Below are 16,743 nucleotides of genomic sequence, written 5' to 3' on the forward strand. Positions count from 1 at the left end.
CGCACCGGAGCGGCCCCGCGGGGTCCGTTGAGCAGGCCGTAGGGTGATCGGCATGAACATCGTGGCGCTGGCGGGCGGCATCGGCGGGGCCCGCTTCCTGCGCGGGCTCCGCGCGGCGGTCCCGGACGCGGAGATCACCGTGATCGGCAACACCGGCGACGACATCTCCCTGTTCGGACTGCGGGTCTGCCCGGATCTCGACACCGTCATGTACACGCTCGGCGGGGGGATCAACGAGGAGCAGGGCTGGGGGCGCACCGACGAGACGTTCACCGTCAAGGAGGAGCTCGCCGCGTACGGGGTCGGGCCGGGCTGGTTCGGGCTGGGCGACCGCGACTTCGCCACCCACATCGTGCGGACGCAGATGCTGGAGGCCGGGTACAAGCTGTCGGCGGTCACCGAGGCGCTGTGCGACCGGTGGCGGCCGGGCGTCCGGCTGATCCCGATGACCGACGACCAGGTCGAGACGCACGTGGTGGTCGACGACCCCGAGCACGGGCGGCGCGCCATCCACTTCCAGGAGTGGTGGGTGCGGCTGCGCGCGTCCCTCCCGGCCCTGTCCATCGCGCCGGTCGGGGCGGAGGACGCCAAGCCCGCGCCGGGGGTGCTCGCCGCGATCCGGGACGCGGACGTGGTGCTGTTCCCGCCGTCGAACCCGGTGGTCAGCATCGGGACGATCCTGTCGGTGCCGGGCATCCGGGACGCGGTCGCGGCGAAGACGGTCGTGGGCGTCTCCCCCATCATCGGGGACGCGCCGGTGCGGGGCATGGCGGACGCCTGCCTGACGGCGATCGGGGTGGAGACGACGGCGCAGGCGGTCGGCGAGCTGTACGGGCCGGGGCTGATCGACGGCTGGCTCGTGGCCGAGGCGGACGCGGACGTCCGGGTGGAGGGCGTCGAGGTGCGGCCGCGGCCGCTGCTGATGAGCGACGCGGCGGCGACGGCCGACCTCGCGCGCGCGGCGCTGGACCTGGCGCTGGAGCTGCGGCGGGAAGACGAGGAGGCGCGGTGAACCTGCGGGTGTTCGGGGTGCCTGGGCTGCCCGAGGTGGCCGAGGGCGACGACGTCGCGGCGCTCGTCCCCGGCGAGCTGGTCGAGGACGGCGACGTGCTGGTCGTCACGTCGAAGATCGTCAGCAAGGCGGAGGGCCGGGTCCTGGTCGCGGACGACCGGGAGAAGGCGATCGACGCGGAGACGGTGCGGGTCGTGGCGCGGCGGGCGCACGCGCGCGGCGAGACGCGGATCGTGGAGACGCGGCAGGGGCTCGTGCTCGCCGCGGCGGGCGTGGACGCGTCGAACACGGCGCCCGGCACGGTGCTGCTGCTGCCCGAGGACCCTGACGCGTCGGCACGCGCCATCCGGGCCGGGGTGCGCGCGCACACGGGCAAGGACGTGGCGGTCATCGTGTCGGACACCCTCGGACGGCCGTGGCGCAACGGGCTGACGGACGCGGCGATCGGCGTCGCGGGCCTCGCCCCCCTGGACGACCTGCGGGGCCGCGACGACGCGCACGGCAACCGGCTGGAGGCGACGGTCACGGCGGTCGCGGACGAGATCGCGGCGGCGGCCGAACTGGTGAAGGGCAAGCTGTCCGGGGTGCCGATCGCGGTGGTGCGGGGGCTCGGCGCCCTCGTGACGCCCGACGACGGCCCAGGGGCGCGCGCGCTCGTCCGTCCCCCTGCGGAGGACATGTTCCGGTACGGGTCGGCGGACGTGCTGCGCGCGCGCCGCACGATCCGGGAGTTCACGGACGAGCCGGTGGACGGCGCCGCCGTGCGGCGCGCGGTGGACGCCGCGATCCTCGCGCCCGCGCCGCACCACACGACGCCGTGGCGGTTCGTCCTGCTGGAGTCGGCGGAGTCGCGCACCCGGCTGCTCGACGCGATGCGCGACGCGTGGGAGGCCGACCTGCGCCGCGACGGCTTCTCCGACGAGTCGGTCGCCAAGCGGCTGCGGCGCGGCGACGTGCTGCGCCGCGCCCCGTACCTCGTCGTCCCGTGCCTGGTGATGGACGGGTCGCACGACTACCCGGACGAGCGCCGCGCGGCCGCCGAGCGGGAGATGTTCGTGGTCGCGACGGGCGCGGGCGTCCAGAACCTGCTGGTCGCCCTCGCCGTCGAGGGCCTCGGGTCCTGCTGGGTGTCGAGCACGATGTTCTGCCGGGACGTCGTCCGCCGCGCGCTCGACCTGCCGGACGACTGGGACCCGATGGGCGCCGTCGGCGTCGGGCACCCGGCGGCGCCGCCGCGCGAGCGCCCGCCCCGGTCCGCCGAGGCGTTCGTGACGGTGCGCTGACCGCGCGGCGCGCGGGGCCGGGCGGTGCGCCCGGCCCCGCGCCCGTCAGGTGGTCGGCTGGAGGGGCAGGGTCCGGCGGCCGAACGCGCCGATGCCGTCGGTGCGGCGCGCCGCCTCGACGCGCTCCGCCGGGACGTCCCCGTAGAGGGTGGTGCGCTGCCGGGCCGGGCGGCCCGCGCGGGCGGCGATGGCCTCCAGCTCGCTGATGGGCTTGAACGAGCCGTTCTCCGAGCCCGCCATGCGGCTGATGGTCTCCTCCATCAGCGTGCCCCCCAGGTCGTTGACGCCGCCTTGCAGGACGCGCGTGCACAGTTCGTCCCCGAGCTTGACCCAGGACGTCTGGATGTTGGAGATCGCGCCGTGCAGCAGGATCCGGGCCAGCGCGTGCACGGCGACGTTCTCCCGGACCGTCGGCCCCGGACGGGCGAGCCCCGCCAGGTAGATCGGCGAGTTGTGGTGCACGAACGGCAGCAGGACGAACTCGCTGAACCCGCCCGTCCGCTCCTGGAGCGACCGCAGCAGCTTGATGTGCGCGACCCAGTGGGCGGGGGTGTCGACGTGCCCGTACATCATCGTGGACGTCGTGGGGATGCCGACCTCGTGCGCGGTGGTGACGACCTCGATCCACTGGTCCGTCGGGAGCTTGCCCTTGGTCAGCACCCAGCGGACGTCGTCGTCCAGGATCTCCGCGGCCGTGCCGGGCAGCGAGTCGACGCCGGCCTCCTTCGCGGCCTGCAGCCACTCCCGGACGGACATGTCGGTGCGGCTGGCGCCGTTCACGACCTCCATCGGGCTGTAGGAGTGCAGGTGGATGCCGGGCGCGCGGCGCTTCACCTCCCGCGCGAGGTCGAAGTAGGCGGTGCCGGGCAGGTCGGGGTGGATGCCGCCCTGCATGCAGACCTCGGTGGCCCCGGCGGCCCACGCCTCGTCCACCCGGTCGCCGACCTGCTCCAGCGAGAGCGTGTAGGCGTCGGCGTCGGTCCGGCGCTGGGCGAACGCGCAGAACCGGCAGCCGGTGTAGCAGACGTTCGTGAAGTTGATGTTGCGCGTCACCACGTACGTGACGTCGTCGCCGACGGTGTCCTTGCGGAGGTCATCGGCCAGCTTGGCGAGCGCGTCGAGTTCGGGGCCGTCCGCGTGCAGGAGGGCGAGGGCCTCGTCGTCGGTGAGGCCGCCCGGGTTCCGCTCGGCGCGCGAGAGAGCGTCCTTGACGTCGGCGTCGAACCGCTGGGGCGCGGACATGCGTTCCTTGAGGGCGTCCCAGTCGCCGTACACCTCGTCGAAGTCGTCCCGCCGGTCCGTGGTGCGCCCGGTGGTGTCGATCTCGGTGTGCAGGTCGGTGCGTCCGGACGCCGCGAAGCCGCCGTCGGGCTCCTGCCAGGGGCGCCCCTCCGGCACGGCGCCCTCGCGGGCGAGGCCGGTCGCGGGGTCGGCGAGCGCGGCGACGTGCCCGCGCAGCCGCGGGTCCAGCCACGGCTCGCCGCGCCGGACGTACTCCGGGTAGATCGTCAGCCGCTCGCGGAGCTCGAACCCGGACGCCGCCGTCCGCTCGGCCAGCTCGTCGATCTGCGGCCACGGCCGCTCGGGGTTCACGTGGTCGGGCGTCAGCGGGGAAACGCCGCCCCAGTCGTCGATCCCGGCCCGCAGCATCAGCGCGAACTCGTCCCGACCAACCGACCCCGACCGACCTCCCGGCTGATCGGCCACCAGGTTCGGGGGCGCCTGCACGCGCGCCTTCGGGCCGAGGACGAGCCGGGTCACGGCGATCGTCGCGGCCAGTTCGTCCAGTTCCGCGTCGGGTGTGTCCCGCATCTTGGTGTCGGGCTTCGCGCGGAAGTTCTGCACGATGACTTCCTGGATCGCGCCGTACTCCCGCATCGTCCGGCGGAGCTCGAAGATCGCGTCGGCGCGCTCCTCGACGGTCTCGCCGATGCCGATCAGGATGCCGGTGGTGAACGGCACGTTCGTCCGTCCGGCGTCCTCCAGCACCCGCAGCCGTACCGCCGGGTCCTTGTCCGGGGAGCCGAAGTGGGGGCCGCCCCGCTCGCTGAACAGCCGCGTCGCGGTCGTCTCGAGCATCATGCCCATCGACGGCGCGACGGGCTTGAGGCGCTGGAAGTCGCGCCAGGTCAGCACGCCCGGGTTGAGGTGGGGCAGCAGCCCGGTCTCCTCCAGCACCCGGATCGCCATCGCCCGCACGTACGACAGGGTGTCGTCGTAGCCGTGGGCGTCGAGCCACTCGCGGGCCTGCTTCCACCGGTCCTCGGGGCGGTCGCCGAGCGTGAACAGGGCCTCCTTGCAGCCCATTTCGGCGCCGCGCCGGGCGATCTCCAGCACCTCGTCGGGGCTCAGGTACGGCGCGTCCAGCCGGTGCGGGACGGTCGCGAACGTGCAGTAGCCGCAGCGGTCGCGGCACAGCCGGGTCAGCGGGATGAACACCTTGCGGCTGTAGGTCACGACGCCGGGGCGGCCGGCCGCCGCGAGCCCGGCGTCGCGGGTCCGCGCCGCGTACGTCAGCAGGTCGTCGAGCTGCTCGCCGCGGGCGTGCAGCAGAATCGTGGCCTCGGATCGGTCGAGCGTCTTGCCGTCACGCGCGCGGGCCAGGGCCCGGCGCACCGCGGTGCTGGTGACCTCCATGCGGGCACTCTATGCCAATCGTCATATTCTCTCGCGAGGCGGGGGCCGATCACGGCCTTCTGACACAGCCCTGATCAGCGGTTTCCTATTCCCGACCCGCCATAGTGAAGTGTTTCTAACACGATCACTCCAGGAACATTAGCTAGACCTGAACAATGATCGGGGTCAGAATCGAGGCAACCGCGCGGGAACGTCCGAACCACCAGAAGGACAGACCCATGATCGTCATGCTCGCCCTCGTCCTCGCCCTCGCCGTCCTCGGCCCCCTGGCCGGCGCCGACAGCCGCGACGGCCTCGACCACGCGCCCGACCACTTCTGGCGGCGCCGCCCTTTCCGCCTCAGAAGGACCGGTAGTCGCGCATCGGCAGCCGGGGCCCCCGCCGCGGCGGGCGCGCACCGGACGCTTCCAGCAGCCGGGTGACCCGGTACCGGTGCCCCGCGTACGGCTCCAGCAGTTCGAGCATCCCGGCGTCGTCGACCTTCCGGCCGGCCAGCGCCCAGCCCACCACCCCGGGCAGGTTGTAGTCGCCGACCGAGACGGCGTCGGGATCGCCCACCGCCCGCTGCCGCACCTCCGCGGCCGTCCACACCCCGATCCCCGGCAGCGACGTGAGCCGCGCCGCGCCCGGGTCGTCCTCCAGCCGTGCCGCGACCCGGGCCGCACCGATGATCGTCCGCGCGCGCACCGCCTCCAGCCCCGCCCGGTGCCACTCCCACGAGGGGATGCGCGCCCACACCGCGGGCGGCGGCGGCACCCGCAGCCACGGCGCCCCCGGCGCCGGGCGCCCGAACCGCCGCACCAGGTAGCCCCAGGCCCGCCACGCCTCCTGCCCGAGGACCTTCTGCTCCATCACCGCGGGCACGAGCGCCTCGAACACCCGGCGCGTCCGGCCGATCCGGAACCCCGGACGCCGCCGCACCTGGTCGCGCAGGACGTCGTGCAGCGGGACGAACTCCTCCGCCGGGTCGTCGGCCCCCAGCAGCGCGGGCACCCCCTCCAGCAGCCACCCGGCGCCCGGGCCCCACGCCGCCGCGTCCACGACGTCCCCGGCCTTGCGGAGCCGCAGCGTCCCCGGGCCGTCCGGCGTGAACGACGCCCGCCAGACGAAGCCGTCCCGCACCTGGAACGCGGGATCGTACGGCCCGCGGGCATGCGGCGCCAGCGTGCGCCCGAGCTCCAGCGGCCAGGGCGCCCGCCACTCCAAGCCGATGGCCGCGCTCTCCCCGAACATGTGTTCCCAGTCTGCCAGCCGCCCCGCGCCGCCGGGACGCGCCGTCGGGACGCGTCGCCGGGACGCGTCACGGCGGCGGGCCCGGCCGGTCGTGCGCCGGGCCGCGGTTCGCCTCGCGGAAGGCCGCCCAGATGTCCGCCACCGGACCCACGTGCCCGAGCTTGTCCGGGTTGCTCACCGTGCGGATCGTCTGGATCCGCCCGTCGAGGACGTCGAGCGACCAGATGTTGAGCACCGCGCCGTCCCGGTCGCGGAAGACCGCGCCCGGGCGGCCGTTCACCTGGTGCGGCTCCACCGTCGCGCCGATCCGCGGGAACAGCTCCAGCAGCCGGGCGAGCGCCCGCGCGACGTCGCGGTGCCCGGCGAAGCGGTCGTCCCAGCGGGGTGCCTTGCCGCCGGCGTCGGCGACCAGCTGGACGTCCGCGGCCAGCAGTGCGGTGAGCGCCTCGACGTCCCCGTCCCGGAAGGCGTCGAGGAACCGGACGGCGAGCCGCTCGCGGTCCGCGCGGTCGGCCTCGAAGCGGGGGCGGCCCGCGTCCATGTGGCGGCGCGCCCGGACGGCGAGCTGCCGGCACGCCGCCTCCGAGCGGCCCACGGCGGCGGCCACCTCGGGGAACCCGAACCCGAACACCTCCCGCAGCACGAACACGGCGCGTTCGAGCGGGCTGAGCCGCTCCAGCAGGAGCAGCGCCGCCATCGACACGGAGTCCGCCAGCTCCGCCGCCCGCTCGGGTTCGCTGTACGGGTCGTCCAGCAGCGGCTCCGGGAACCAGGGGCCGACGTACTGCTCGCGCCGGACGCGCGCCGAGCGCAGCACGTCGATCGCGATGCGGGTGACCGTCGCCGACAGGAACGCCTTGGCCGAGACCGGTTCGGCCTGGGCGGCCTCGTAGCGCAGCCACGTCTCCTGCACCGCGTCCTCGGCCTCGCTCACGCTGCCGAGGATCCGGTAGGCGATCGAGAACAGCAGCGACCGCAGGTCCTGGAACTCCTCGGCCCGTCCCGCTCCGGTCGCTCCGCCGGTCCCCTCGCCGTCCCGCCGGTCGGCCCGCATCGCCGCCCCCTCCTGATCGAATCCGCTGATCGCACTCGTTGCTGTTCCCCGCCCTCACCAGGGCAGCGGGCCCTCCTCGCCGAAGAACCCGGCGGTCGGCCCGTCCGCGCCGACCGTGGCCAGCCGCACCACCACCGCAGCGCCCTGCGCGGGCGTCAGCACCCCGGTGTTGTTGTTGCTGTCGGTGGCGACGTAACCGGGCGCGACGGCGTTGACCAGGACGCCGTCCTTGCGCAGCTCGTTGGCGTACTGCACGGTCAGCGCGCTCAGCGCGGACTTGGACGGCGTGTACGCCGCCGACGGCACCAGGGCCGCGAACGGCCCGTCCGGATCGCTCGTGAGGGTCAGCGACGCGGCGTGGCTGCTGACGTTGACGACGCGCGGCGCGGGCGACCGCCGCAGCAGCGGCAGCACGGCGTTGGTCACCGCGATCACCCCGAACACGTTCGTCTCGAACACCGCCCGGACCATGTCCAGGTCGACGCCGCTGGGGATCTGGTCGGCGGCGTCCGCGGGCGACACCCCGGGCGGGGTGCCGGTGATGCCGGCGTTGTTGACCAGCACGTCGAGCCGGCCGAAGTCCTCCTCGATCCGGGCCGCCGCCCGCCGGACGGCGGCCCGGTCGGTGACGTCCAGGGCGACGGCGTGCGCGTCGCCGCCGCCCGCCCGCAGCGCCGCGGCGGCCTCCTCGCCGCGGCGCGCGTCCCGGGCGCCGACCAGGACGGTCATGCCCAGCTCGGCGAGCCGTCCGGCGACCGCCCGGCCGATCCCCTTGTTCGCCCCGGTGACCAGCGCGACCTTCTTCTCGTGCGTGCCCTGCCCGCTCATGCTCGCCCCTTGCGGTCGGAGGGTGCGCTCCGTGCGGCACCCGTCTTCACCACCCGAGACGAGACGGCGCCGCCGCCTGTGACATGCGAGCCGGAAAAAGGCCGTTCACCGTTCGGCGGGCGCGTGCTCCCGTTCCGGCCGTCCGGCGACGTCGTCGAGGCCGTTCACCCGGGTGTTGTGGACCGCGCGGATCTTCCAGGCGCCGTCGCGCCTGACGAGCACCATCGTGATGAGGCCCGCGCGGTCCTCGGGGGCGGCGGCGCCGGGCGGCGTGTGGTCGGGCCAGCTCCACCGGGTGTGGACGAGCGCCACGTCCGGTGCTATCGCCGCGATATCGACGACCTCCTGGGTGTAGTTCCGTTTCTGCTCGACCACCGGGGCGGGCACGTCCTTGTGCCCCTCGACGTTGTCGCGCCGCGTCCGCCACCAGACGCCGCGGTGGGTGATGAAGTCGCAGTCGTCGGTGAAGTAGGCGCCCCAGGCGTCCATCTCGTGCCGGATCCAGTGGTCCGTCTGCGCGTCGAGCGCGCGCCGGATCTCGTCCTCGTCCATGCACCGATCATCGAACCTCAAGTTTGGTCGAGGTCAAGACCCCGGGGCGGCCGGGCTCAGCGCGGGGCGAGGGTGCGGGTGTAGAGGACGGCACCGTCGATGTCGCGGAGCCGCACGGTCAGCTCCCCCGACCCGCCGTCGAGGCCGACCTCGCCGAAGTGCTGGAAGCCCTCGGCCGGGGACGTGTTCGGGGTCCGCGGCGCCCGGTGGAAGTCGAGCTGCGGACCGAAGGTGCCCTCCAGGGTGTTCGGGCCGAACGCGCCCGCGTTCAGGGGGCCGGAGACGAACTCCCAGAACGGGTCGAAGTCCTGGAACGCCGCCTTCGCCGGGTCGTAGTAGTGCGCCGCCGTGTAGTGGACGTCCGCCGTCAGCCACACCATGTTCCGGACGCCCCGGCGCTTCGCGTACGACAGCAGGTCGGCGATCTCGCGCTCCCGGCCCAGCGGCGCGCCGCCGTCGCCCTGCGCGATGCCCTCCTGGGCGGAGCCGTCCGGGACGATGAGCCCGATCGGCAGGTCCGCCGCGATCACCTTCCAGGTCGCCCGGGACCGGCGCAGCTCCCGCTTCAGCCACCCGAGCTGCTCGGCCCCCAGCACGCCCCCGGCGGCGGCGGGCGAGTCGTTCGCCCCGTTGGCGTCCTTGTGGGTGCGCATGTCGAGGACGAAGACGTCCAGCAGCGGACCGTAGGAGACGCGGCGGTACAGGCGGCCGTTCCTGTGGGGGCGGACGGCGGTCGGGGTGTACTCGAACATCGCCCGCCGAGCGCGCGCCGCCAGGACGTCCACGCGCTTCTCGGTGTACTGGGGCAGGTCGAGGATCTCCCCCGGGTACCAGTTGTTCACGACCTCGTGGTCGTCCCACTGGTAGACCATCGGGACCCGGGCGTTGAACGCGCGCATGGCCGCGTCCTCCAGGTTGTACCGGAACTGCCCGCGGTACTCGGCGAGCGTCTCGGCGACCTTGCTCTTCTCCGGGGTGACGAGGTTGCGCCACGTCCGTCCGTCCGGCAGCCGGACCGTCTCCTGCAGCGGGCCGTCGGCGTACACGAGGTCGCCGCTGCACAGGAAGAAGTCCGGGTCGAGCGCGCCCATCGCGTCGAAGATGCGGTAGCCGCCGAGGGCGCCGTTGATGCCCCACCCCTGGCCCGCCAGGTCGCCCGACCAGACGAACCGGATGTCGGACCGGTCGCGGGGCGCGGTGCGCAGGCGTCCGGTCACCGGCTCGGACAGGACGGACCGGCGGTCCGGGTCGGCCAGCACCACCCGGTAGTGGATCTCCTCCCCGGCGGGCAGGCCCCGCAGGAACGCCTTGCCGGTCAGGTCGGTGCCCGGGGTGAGCAGCGGCCCCGGGATCCGCCGCGCGCGGGCGAAGTCGGGGCGGCGGCTCACCTCGACCAGCATCCGCGCGGGCCGGTCCGAGCGGGCCCAGACGACCGCCTCGTGCGCGGTGGCGTCGCCGCTCTGCACACCGTGGGTCAGCCGCGGGCGGCGCCGCACCAGCGCGGGCGACGCGGGCCCCGCCAGGGCCGTCCCGCCGCCGAGCAGGGCCCCCGCGGCGGCTCCGGCCCCCGTCGCCAGTCCCCCGCGCAGGAAGGTCCGTCGGTTCGGCGTCATTCGGCGCTCCGTTTCCGTTCGTCGTACTCCGCGCCGGAATGATCGTCCACGCCGGTGACCGGCACCTGAACACCGGACATCCGGGAAGAATCGGCTGGTCGGCCCGCACGGCGCCGGACGGACCGCCCGCGGGCGCCCGCCGCCGAACGCGCGCCGGAGGCGGCACGGCCTCCGGCGCGCGGCCGGTCCCTCAGGCCCGCGTTTCGATCTTCATGTCGCCCTTGGTCACGGTGCGGATGTGGTCGCCCGCGAGCAGGTCGTGGGGGTACCCGAGCCTGATCGAACTGGTCTCGTCCAGACGGGCCAGCTGAGCGTCCGTGAAGTCGACCTCCAGGGCCCCCAGGTTGCCGTTCAACTGCTCCAGGGTCCGGGCGCCGACGATCGACGCCGTCACGCCCGGGTTCTGCAGCGTCCAGGCGAGCGCGACCTGCGCGGGAGTGCGGCCCAGCTCCGCGGCGACCTCCTTCACCGCGTCGGCGATGGCGAGGTTGCGTTCGGTGACCAGCCCGAGCCCGGCGTTGAAGCTCTTGCGGGAGCTCTCCCCGGGCCCGGCGGCCGCCGCGCCCGCCGCGTCGGCGCGGCCGTACTTCCCGGTGAGCACGCCGCCCGCCAGCGGCGAGTACGGGGTCACCCCCAGCCCCATCGCGCGGGCCATGGGGATGAGGTCGCGTTCCGCGTCGCGGCTCGCGAGGTTGTACTCGACCTGCAGCCCGACCAGCGGCGACCAGCCGCGCAGGTCGGCGATCGCCTGCATCCGCGAGACCTCCCACGCCGGGACGTTGGACATCGCCACGTACAGGACCTTGCCCTGCCGGACCAGGTCGTCCATACCGCGCAGGATCTCCTCGACCGGCGTCGCGAAATCCCACACGTGCAGGTAGAGCAGATCGAGGTAGTCCGTGTTCAACCGCCGGAGGCTGGTCTCCACCGAAGCGAACATGTTCTTGCGGTGGCTCCCCGCGGCATTGGGGTCTCCGGGGCGGCGCAGCGTCGTGTACTTCGTCGCCAGCACCAGGCTCTCGCGGGCGCCGCGGGTGAATTCGCCCAGCTGGCGCTCGGAGCTGCCGTTGGCGTAGGTGTCGGCGGTGTCGATGAAGTTGCCGCCGCGCTCGACGTAGGCGTCGAACAGCTTGCGCGCCTCTTCCTTCTCGGCACCCCAGCCGGATTCGGTTCCGAAGGTCGCCGTACCGAGCGCGAGCGGTGAGACCCGCAGTCCGGAGCGGCCCAGCAACCGGTAGCTGTCGAGGGTGAGCGCCATCCTGTCCTCCTGCACGTGTGGTCCGTCCTCGACAGCCACTCTCGGATCACGGCGAGCCGGAGGTAAGGGAAGGAGCATCCTGGGAAGAGCGGTCCCACCCTGCCTGTTGCACCGATCATGACGACGACCACGGTGGACCGGACCCGAGAGCTGGCGGCGTTCCTGCGGACCCGGCGGGAGCGCCTGGACCCGCGGGACGTCGGCCTGCCGACGCGCCTGCGGGCCCGGCGGACCCCGGGACTGCGCCGCGAGGAGGTCGCCGAACTGGCCGGGGTCAGCGTCGACTACGTCGTACGGCTGGAGCAGGCCCGCGGGCTGCGGCCCTCCGCGGAGGTCGTGGAGGGCCTGTGCAGGGCGCTGCGCCTGGCCCCGGACGAGCGCGCCTACCTCTACGACCTGGCCCGGCAGCGCCCCCGCGACGCCGACAAGCTCGTCACCGCCGCGGCGCCGTCGCTGGCCCGGCTCGTCGCCGACCTGGCGCCGCTGCCCGCCATGCTCCTGAACCACCGCTACGACATCCTGGCCTGGAACACCGAAATGACCAGGCTGCTGCTGGATTTCGGCGACCTGCCGCCAGAGCAGCGCAATTCGATGTGGCTGTGCCTGATGCACCCGCGGTTGCGCGGCTACTACCTCGACCGCGAACGCATGGTGCGGGAAGGGATCGCCCACCTGCGCGCCGCGTGGGCCGCGCACCCGGACGATCCGGCGCTGACCGGCCTCATCGCCGAGTTCACCGCCGGCCACGAGGACTTCGCGCGCCTGTGGGCCGAGCAGGACGTCAAGGTCGCCGCCCGCGGGACCAAGATGCTGCGGCACCCCGAGGCCGGTGTGCTCTCCGTGCAGTACGAGACGCTCAGACCGCTCCAGGACCTCGACCAGCTGCTGGTGATCTACCGCGCCGCGGACGCGGAAAGCCAGGCGGCCCTGGACCGGTTGTCCGCCCGGTGACGGGTCAGGCGTCGGTGGAGAACCGGACGGCCGTCGGGGGCAGCTCGATGCCGGGCCAGATCCGCAGGCCGCCGCGGAGCTCGTTGCCGGGGCCGACGACGGCGCCGTCGCCGAGGATGACGCCGTCGAGGACGGCGCCGGGGCCGACCCGCGCGCCCCGGGACAGGACGGAGTCGCGGACGGTCGCGCCCTCGGCGACGAACGCGTCGTCGAGCAGGACGCTGCCGACGACGGTGCTGCCGGCCTCGACGACCGCGCCGCGCCCGACGGTGGTGCCGCCGCGGACGATCGCGCCCGGCGCGACGGTCGCGCCGGGGAGGGTGAGGCGCTCACCGGGTTCGCCGGGCATCGCGGGCGAGGCGAGGCGGCCGAGGACGAGGTCGCAGGAGCCGCGGACGAACGCCTCGGGGGTGCCGACGTCGAGCCAGTACTCGGCCTCGACGTGGCCCATGACGCGGGCGCCCGAGGAGATCAGGGCGGGGAACGTCTCGCGCTCGACGGAGACGACCTCGTCCTCGGGGATCGTGTCGATCGCGGAGCGGCGGAACACGTAGCAGCCCGCGTTGATCTGGTCGGTGACCGGGTGCGAGGTCTTCTCGAGGAACGCGGTGACGCGGCCCGTCCCGTCCGTGGGGACGCACCCGAAGCGGGACGGGTCGTCGACGCGGGTCAGGTGCAGGGTGGCGGCGGCGCCGGTGTCCTCGTGCAGGGCGACCTGGGCCCGGACGTCGTGGCCGGAGAGGATGTCGCCGTTGAGGATCAGGACCGGGTCGTCCGGGCCGGAGCGGAGGGCGCGGGCGGCGTTGCGGATGGCGCCGCCGGTGCCGAGCGGCTGGTCCTCGCTGACGTAGACGAGTTCGAGCCCGTGGGCCTTGGAGCCGAAGGCGGCCTCGAACATCTCGGCCCGGTACGACGTGGCGAACACGATGCGCTCGACGCCCGCCGCGTGCGCGCGCGCGAGCTGGTGCGAGAGGAACGACACACCGGCCGTGGGCAGCAGCGGCTTCGGGGTGGAGATGGTAAGCGGGCGCAGGCGCGTGCCCCTGCCTCCGACCAGGAGGATCGCTTCCACTGGGCTCCTTTCTCCACCGCCGTGTGGAGGCCGAGCCTAGTGGACCGTCAGTCGGTGCGCTTCCGGGCCTCGACGAGCACGATGCTGCCGCGCTCGTTGGGGGCCTTGCGGTCGGCGAGGGCGACGAGCGGCGTGAGCGGGGCGGCGGCGTTGAAGCCCACCTTGCCGCCATAAGTGGACAGCGACAGGTAGAGGCGCTCGGTGGCGGCGGTGCGGAACTGGTAGCTGTGCCGCACGAGGTCGAGGCCCCGCTCGTCCATGAGCTTGCGGAGGCTCTCGTGGGTGTAGGTGTGCTGGACGTGGTACTTCGCCTTGTGGGCGTCGCGCAGCTTCGGCCAGGCGTCCGCGCGGCTGAGGACGTCGGCGGACATGAAGATCGCGCCGCCGGGCTTCAGCACCCGGGCCATCTCGTCGAGGGAGCGGCCGCCGTCGTCGAAGTGCTCGATGGCGCAGACGGAGAGGATCGCGTCGAAGGACGCGTCGCCGAACGGGAGGCGCAGCGCGTCGCACTCGATCAGCGCGGGCGCGTGCGCGAGCGTCCGGCCGTACTCCATCTTGCCGCGGTGCAGGTCGATGGACACCGCGTCGGCGCCGCGCCGGCGGGCCTGCCCGGCCCAGTAGCCGTCGCCGCCCGCGACGTCGAGGACCCGGCGGCCGCGCAGGTCGCGCCCCATCCAGCCGAGCAGCGTCCCGGCTTCGCGGTACCGGCAGACGTGCACCTGGTGCCCCATGAAGGCGATCGCATCCGAGAGTTTCATCGCGCCTACTGTACGGCGGACGGACGGTGCGGGGGCCGCGTTCGGCGCCCGTGTCCGCCTCCCGCGCCCCCCGGTTCGCCTACTCTGGGGCGCGTGAACAAGAAGGTCGTCGCCGTGCGGGTCCTGCGGGTGCTGCTGGTTCTGCTCGCCCTGGCCTTCTGCGCCTACAGCGTGGCATCGCAGTGGGACGCGACCGTGCGGGCGCTGCGGGACATGTCGTGGTACGCGCTCGCGGGCTCCCTCGCGGCGGGCCTCGCGGGGCTGTTCGTGTGGATGCTCGGGTGGCGGGCGCTGCTGGGCGGGCTCGGGTCGCCGCTGCCGGTCGGCGCGGCGTTCCGGATCTCGGGGATCTCGCAGCTCGGCAAGTACGTGCCGGGCAAGGTGTGGGCGCTGGTCACGCAGATCGAGATGACGCGGGAGCACAAGGTGCCCGCGGAGCGGAGCTTCGGCTCGACGCTGCTGGCGGTGGCGACGTCCACGGCGTGCGGTCTCGCGGTCGCGGCGGTGACGCTGCCGCTGACGTCGGCGACCGCGCGGGACCGGTTCTGGTGGCTGTTCCTGCTGGCGCCGGTGCTGCTCGCGGCCCTGCACCCGAAGATCGTCACGTGGGCGCTGGGGCTGATGCTGAAGGTGCTGCGGCGGCCGCCGCTGGAGCGTCCGGTGAGCCTGGCGGTGACGCTGCGGGCGATCGGCTGGACGGTCCTCGGGTGGGCGCTGTTCGGCGTCCACACGTGGCTGCTGTGCGCGGCGGTCGGGGGCGACGGCCCGGGGCTGCCGTTCCTGGCGGCGGGCGCGTACGCGCTGGCGTTCGTGGTGGGCTTCCTGGTGTTCATCGCGCCGGGCGGGATCGGGGCGCGGGAGGCCGCGCTGACCGTGGTGCTCAGCCCGGCGCTGCCAGCGGGCGCGGCGGTCGTGGTGGCGATCGCGAGCCGCGTCCTGCTGACGGCCGCGGACCTGATCATCGCGGGCGCCGCGTTCGTGCTGACCAAGCCGCCGAAGGGGGCGGTGCCGGACGGCGGCGGGAATGATCGGCAGACGGCGGGACTTGTGAACGGTACGTCCCCGACGAAGGAGTCCCCGTGACAAGTCCGGTCACCGTGACCGACGCGACGTACGACGCCGAGGTGCTGAAGAGCGACGTTCCCGTCCTGGTCGATTTCTGGGCGGACTGGTGCGGCCCGTGCAAGATGATCGCGCCGGTGCTGGACCAGATCGCCGCCGAGCTGGACGGCCGGCTGAAGATCGCGAAGATGAACTACGACGAGAACCCGGTGACGCCCGGCAAGTACGGGGTGCTGGGGCTGCCGACCCTGCTGCTCGTCAAGGACGGCGAGGTCGTGGAGCAGGTCACCGGCGCGAAGCCGAAGCGGGCCTTCCTGAAGATCATCGAGCCGCACCTGTGAGCGCCGCCAGGTAGGCGTCCCACAGCGGGCCGTGGTCGGCCGGGCGGACGCCGGAGCGCAGGCGCTCCGGCTCGCCCGGCGCGTAGAACCGGTCGAGCGCCGCGGCCAGGGACGCGACGTCGCCGGGCGCGCAGATCAGCCCGTCCTCGCCGTCGCGGACCTGCCCGGCGAACCCGCCGACGTCGGTCGCGATCACCGGGACGCCGTACTCGTGGGCCATCCACACGTTCTGCGAGGCGGTGGCGGTCCGGTAGGGCAGGACGAGCGCGTCCGCGTCCGCGAACAGGCCGGGGACGTCGGCGGCGGGCACGTACCCGGGCCGCAGCTCGACGCGGGAGGCGAGGCCGAGTTCGCCGATCAGCTTCTCGGTGTCCTCCAGCCCGCCCCAGAACTCGCCCGCGACGGTCAGCGCGACGTCGTCCGGGCCCTGCGCGAGCGCGCGCAGCAGGACGTCCAGCCCCTTGTACGGCCGGACGATCCCGAAGAACAGCAGCCGGCGCCGCACCCCGCCGGCGCGCGGGGCGGCCGCCCCCGGCGCGGCCGGGAGGTGCGCGGGCATCTCCGCCACCCGGACGGGACGCGCCGTCAGCCCCCGCGCCAGTTCGGCTTGGGCCTCCGAGTGGACGAGCACGCCGTCCACGCGGCGCAGCAGGCGCCGCATCAGCGGGACGTCGTAGGGCTTGCGCTCGTGGGGCAGCACGTTGTGGCATAGCGCGACGGCCGGGGCGCGGCGGCCGAGCCCGGCGAGGATGCCGAGGTAGGACGGCACCTGCACCGGGCTCAGGACGGCCAGCACGGTGAGGTCGCGGGAGCGCAGGGACCGGCCGGTGCGCCACCAGCCGTCCGGGCGGCGCCAGTCGAGCCGGTGCCGGGTGTCGGGGAACGGCTCGCCCTCCGGCGCGTCGATCGTCTGCTGCCCCGGGTACAGGAACGACGGGTACTGGGCGCGCCACGACTCGATGGCGACGTCGTGCCCGGCGGCGGCGAGGCGGTGCGCCAGCTCGGTGGTGTGGTGGGCGCCGCCCCCCTTGTACGGGAACGCGGGCCCGACGATCGCGATCTGCATGCCCGTGGTGTCCATCCGCCCCA

The 16,743-nt window shown here is 74.0% G+C and carries 15 protein-coding genes; 5 read left to right on the top strand and 10 right to left on the bottom strand.

The window, feature by feature from the left end:
• The first annotated feature begins 52 nt into the window (after positions 1-52).
• The gene (gene cofD / locus DMH08_RS09765; protein WP_026403642.1) at positions 53-1,012 is read left to right on the top strand and encodes a 2-phospho-L-lactate transferase; all 960 of its coding nucleotides are present in this window, start codon (positions 53-55) and stop codon (positions 1,010-1,012) included.
• Complete coding sequence (locus tag DMH08_RS09770) at positions 1,009-2,295, top strand: coenzyme F420-0:L-glutamate ligase (protein ID WP_026403643.1); 1,287 nt, start codon at positions 1,009-1,011, stop codon at positions 2,293-2,295. The genes cofD and DMH08_RS09770 overlap by 4 nt, the downstream gene beginning before the upstream one ends.
• Positions 2,296-2,340: 45 nt before the next feature.
• Here the strand turns inward: DMH08_RS09770 and DMH08_RS09775 are convergent, their stop codons facing one another.
• The 7 genes from DMH08_RS09775 to DMH08_RS09805 all read right to left on the bottom strand — a co-directional run bounded on the left by DMH08_RS09775 (position 2,341) and on the right by DMH08_RS09805 (position 11,485).
• Positions 2,341-4,932 carry a bifunctional FO biosynthesis protein CofGH gene (locus tag DMH08_RS09775; RefSeq protein ID WP_125613165.1) on the bottom strand — a complete coding sequence of 864 codons (2,592 nt, stop codon included), beginning with the start codon at positions 4,930-4,932 and terminating at the stop codon, positions 2,341-2,343.
• Between the two features lie 339 nt (positions 4,933-5,271).
• Positions 5,272-6,165, bottom strand: coding sequence for a DNA-3-methyladenine glycosylase family protein (locus DMH08_RS09780; protein WP_034519121.1), 894 nt, complete (start codon positions 6,163-6,165; stop codon positions 5,272-5,274).
• 67 nt (positions 6,166-6,232) lie between these two features.
• On the bottom strand, positions 6,233-7,219 hold the full coding sequence (locus tag DMH08_RS09785) for an RNA polymerase sigma-70 factor (protein ID WP_051300997.1): 987 nt from the start codon (positions 7,217-7,219) through the stop codon (positions 6,233-6,235).
• Between the two features lie 54 nt (positions 7,220-7,273).
• Positions 7,274-8,047 (bottom strand): SDR family NAD(P)-dependent oxidoreductase, encoded by a 774-nt coding sequence (locus DMH08_RS09790; protein WP_125613167.1) that lies wholly within the window; start codon positions 8,045-8,047, stop codon positions 7,274-7,276.
• Between the two features lie 105 nt (positions 8,048-8,152).
• Positions 8,153-8,599, bottom strand: a complete 447-nt coding sequence (locus DMH08_RS09795) for an SgcJ/EcaC family oxidoreductase (RefSeq protein WP_125613169.1) — start codon at positions 8,597-8,599, stop codon at positions 8,153-8,155.
• Positions 8,600-8,655: 56 nt separating this feature from the next.
• The gene (locus DMH08_RS09800; RefSeq protein WP_125613171.1) at positions 8,656-10,212 is read right to left on the bottom strand and encodes an alkaline phosphatase D family protein; all 1,557 of its coding nucleotides are present in this window, start codon (positions 10,210-10,212) and stop codon (positions 8,656-8,658) included.
• Positions 10,213-10,402: 190 nt separating this feature from the next.
• Positions 10,403-11,485: an aldo/keto reductase gene (locus tag DMH08_RS09805; RefSeq protein WP_233617504.1), complete on the bottom strand. Its 1,083-nt coding sequence runs from the start codon at positions 11,483-11,485 to the stop codon at positions 10,403-10,405.
• A gap of 102 nt (positions 11,486-11,587) precedes the next feature.
• On the opposite strand from DMH08_RS09805, the gene DMH08_RS09810 reads away from it, so the two are divergent.
• Positions 11,588-12,421, top strand: a complete 834-nt coding sequence (locus DMH08_RS09810) for a helix-turn-helix transcriptional regulator (protein WP_125613173.1) — start codon at positions 11,588-11,590, stop codon at positions 12,419-12,421.
• Between the two features lie 4 nt (positions 12,422-12,425).
• Here DMH08_RS09810 and DMH08_RS09815 read toward each other — a convergent pair whose 3' ends face one another.
• Entirely contained in the window at positions 12,426-13,493 is a 1,068-nt protein-coding gene (locus tag DMH08_RS09815) for a sugar phosphate nucleotidyltransferase (protein WP_026403652.1), read from the bottom strand.
• Between the two features lie 47 nt (positions 13,494-13,540).
• Complete coding sequence (locus tag DMH08_RS09820) at positions 13,541-14,251, bottom strand: class I SAM-dependent methyltransferase (RefSeq protein WP_125613175.1); 711 nt, start codon at positions 14,249-14,251, stop codon at positions 13,541-13,543.
• A 93-nt stretch (positions 14,252-14,344) separates the two neighbouring features.
• On the opposite strand from DMH08_RS09820, the gene DMH08_RS09825 reads away from it, so the two are divergent.
• Both DMH08_RS09825 and trxA read left to right on the top strand, forming a co-directional pair.
• A complete protein-coding gene (locus DMH08_RS09825; protein ID WP_051300998.1) occupies positions 14,345-15,334 on the top strand; it encodes a lysylphosphatidylglycerol synthase transmembrane domain-containing protein in 990 nt (329 codons plus the stop codon).
• A complete protein-coding gene (gene trxA, locus DMH08_RS09830) occupies positions 15,331-15,654 on the top strand; it encodes a thioredoxin (protein WP_026403654.1) in 324 nt (107 codons plus the stop codon). The genes DMH08_RS09825 and trxA overlap by 4 nt, the downstream gene beginning before the upstream one ends.
• On the opposite strand, the gene DMH08_RS09835 is transcribed toward trxA, so the two are convergent.
• Positions 15,635-16,720 (bottom strand): glycosyltransferase family 4 protein, encoded by a 1,086-nt coding sequence (locus DMH08_RS09835; RefSeq protein WP_125613210.1) that lies wholly within the window; start codon positions 16,718-16,720, stop codon positions 15,635-15,637. The two genes, trxA and DMH08_RS09835, sit on opposite strands and share 20 nt — an antisense overlap.
• Positions 16,721-16,743: the final 23 nt, after the last annotated feature.

Source organism: Actinomadura sp. WAC 06369 (assembly GCF_003947565.1).
In the GTDB taxonomy this organism is placed as follows: domain Bacteria; phylum Actinomycetota; class Actinomycetes; order Streptosporangiales; family Streptosporangiaceae; genus Spirillospora; species Spirillospora rifamycini.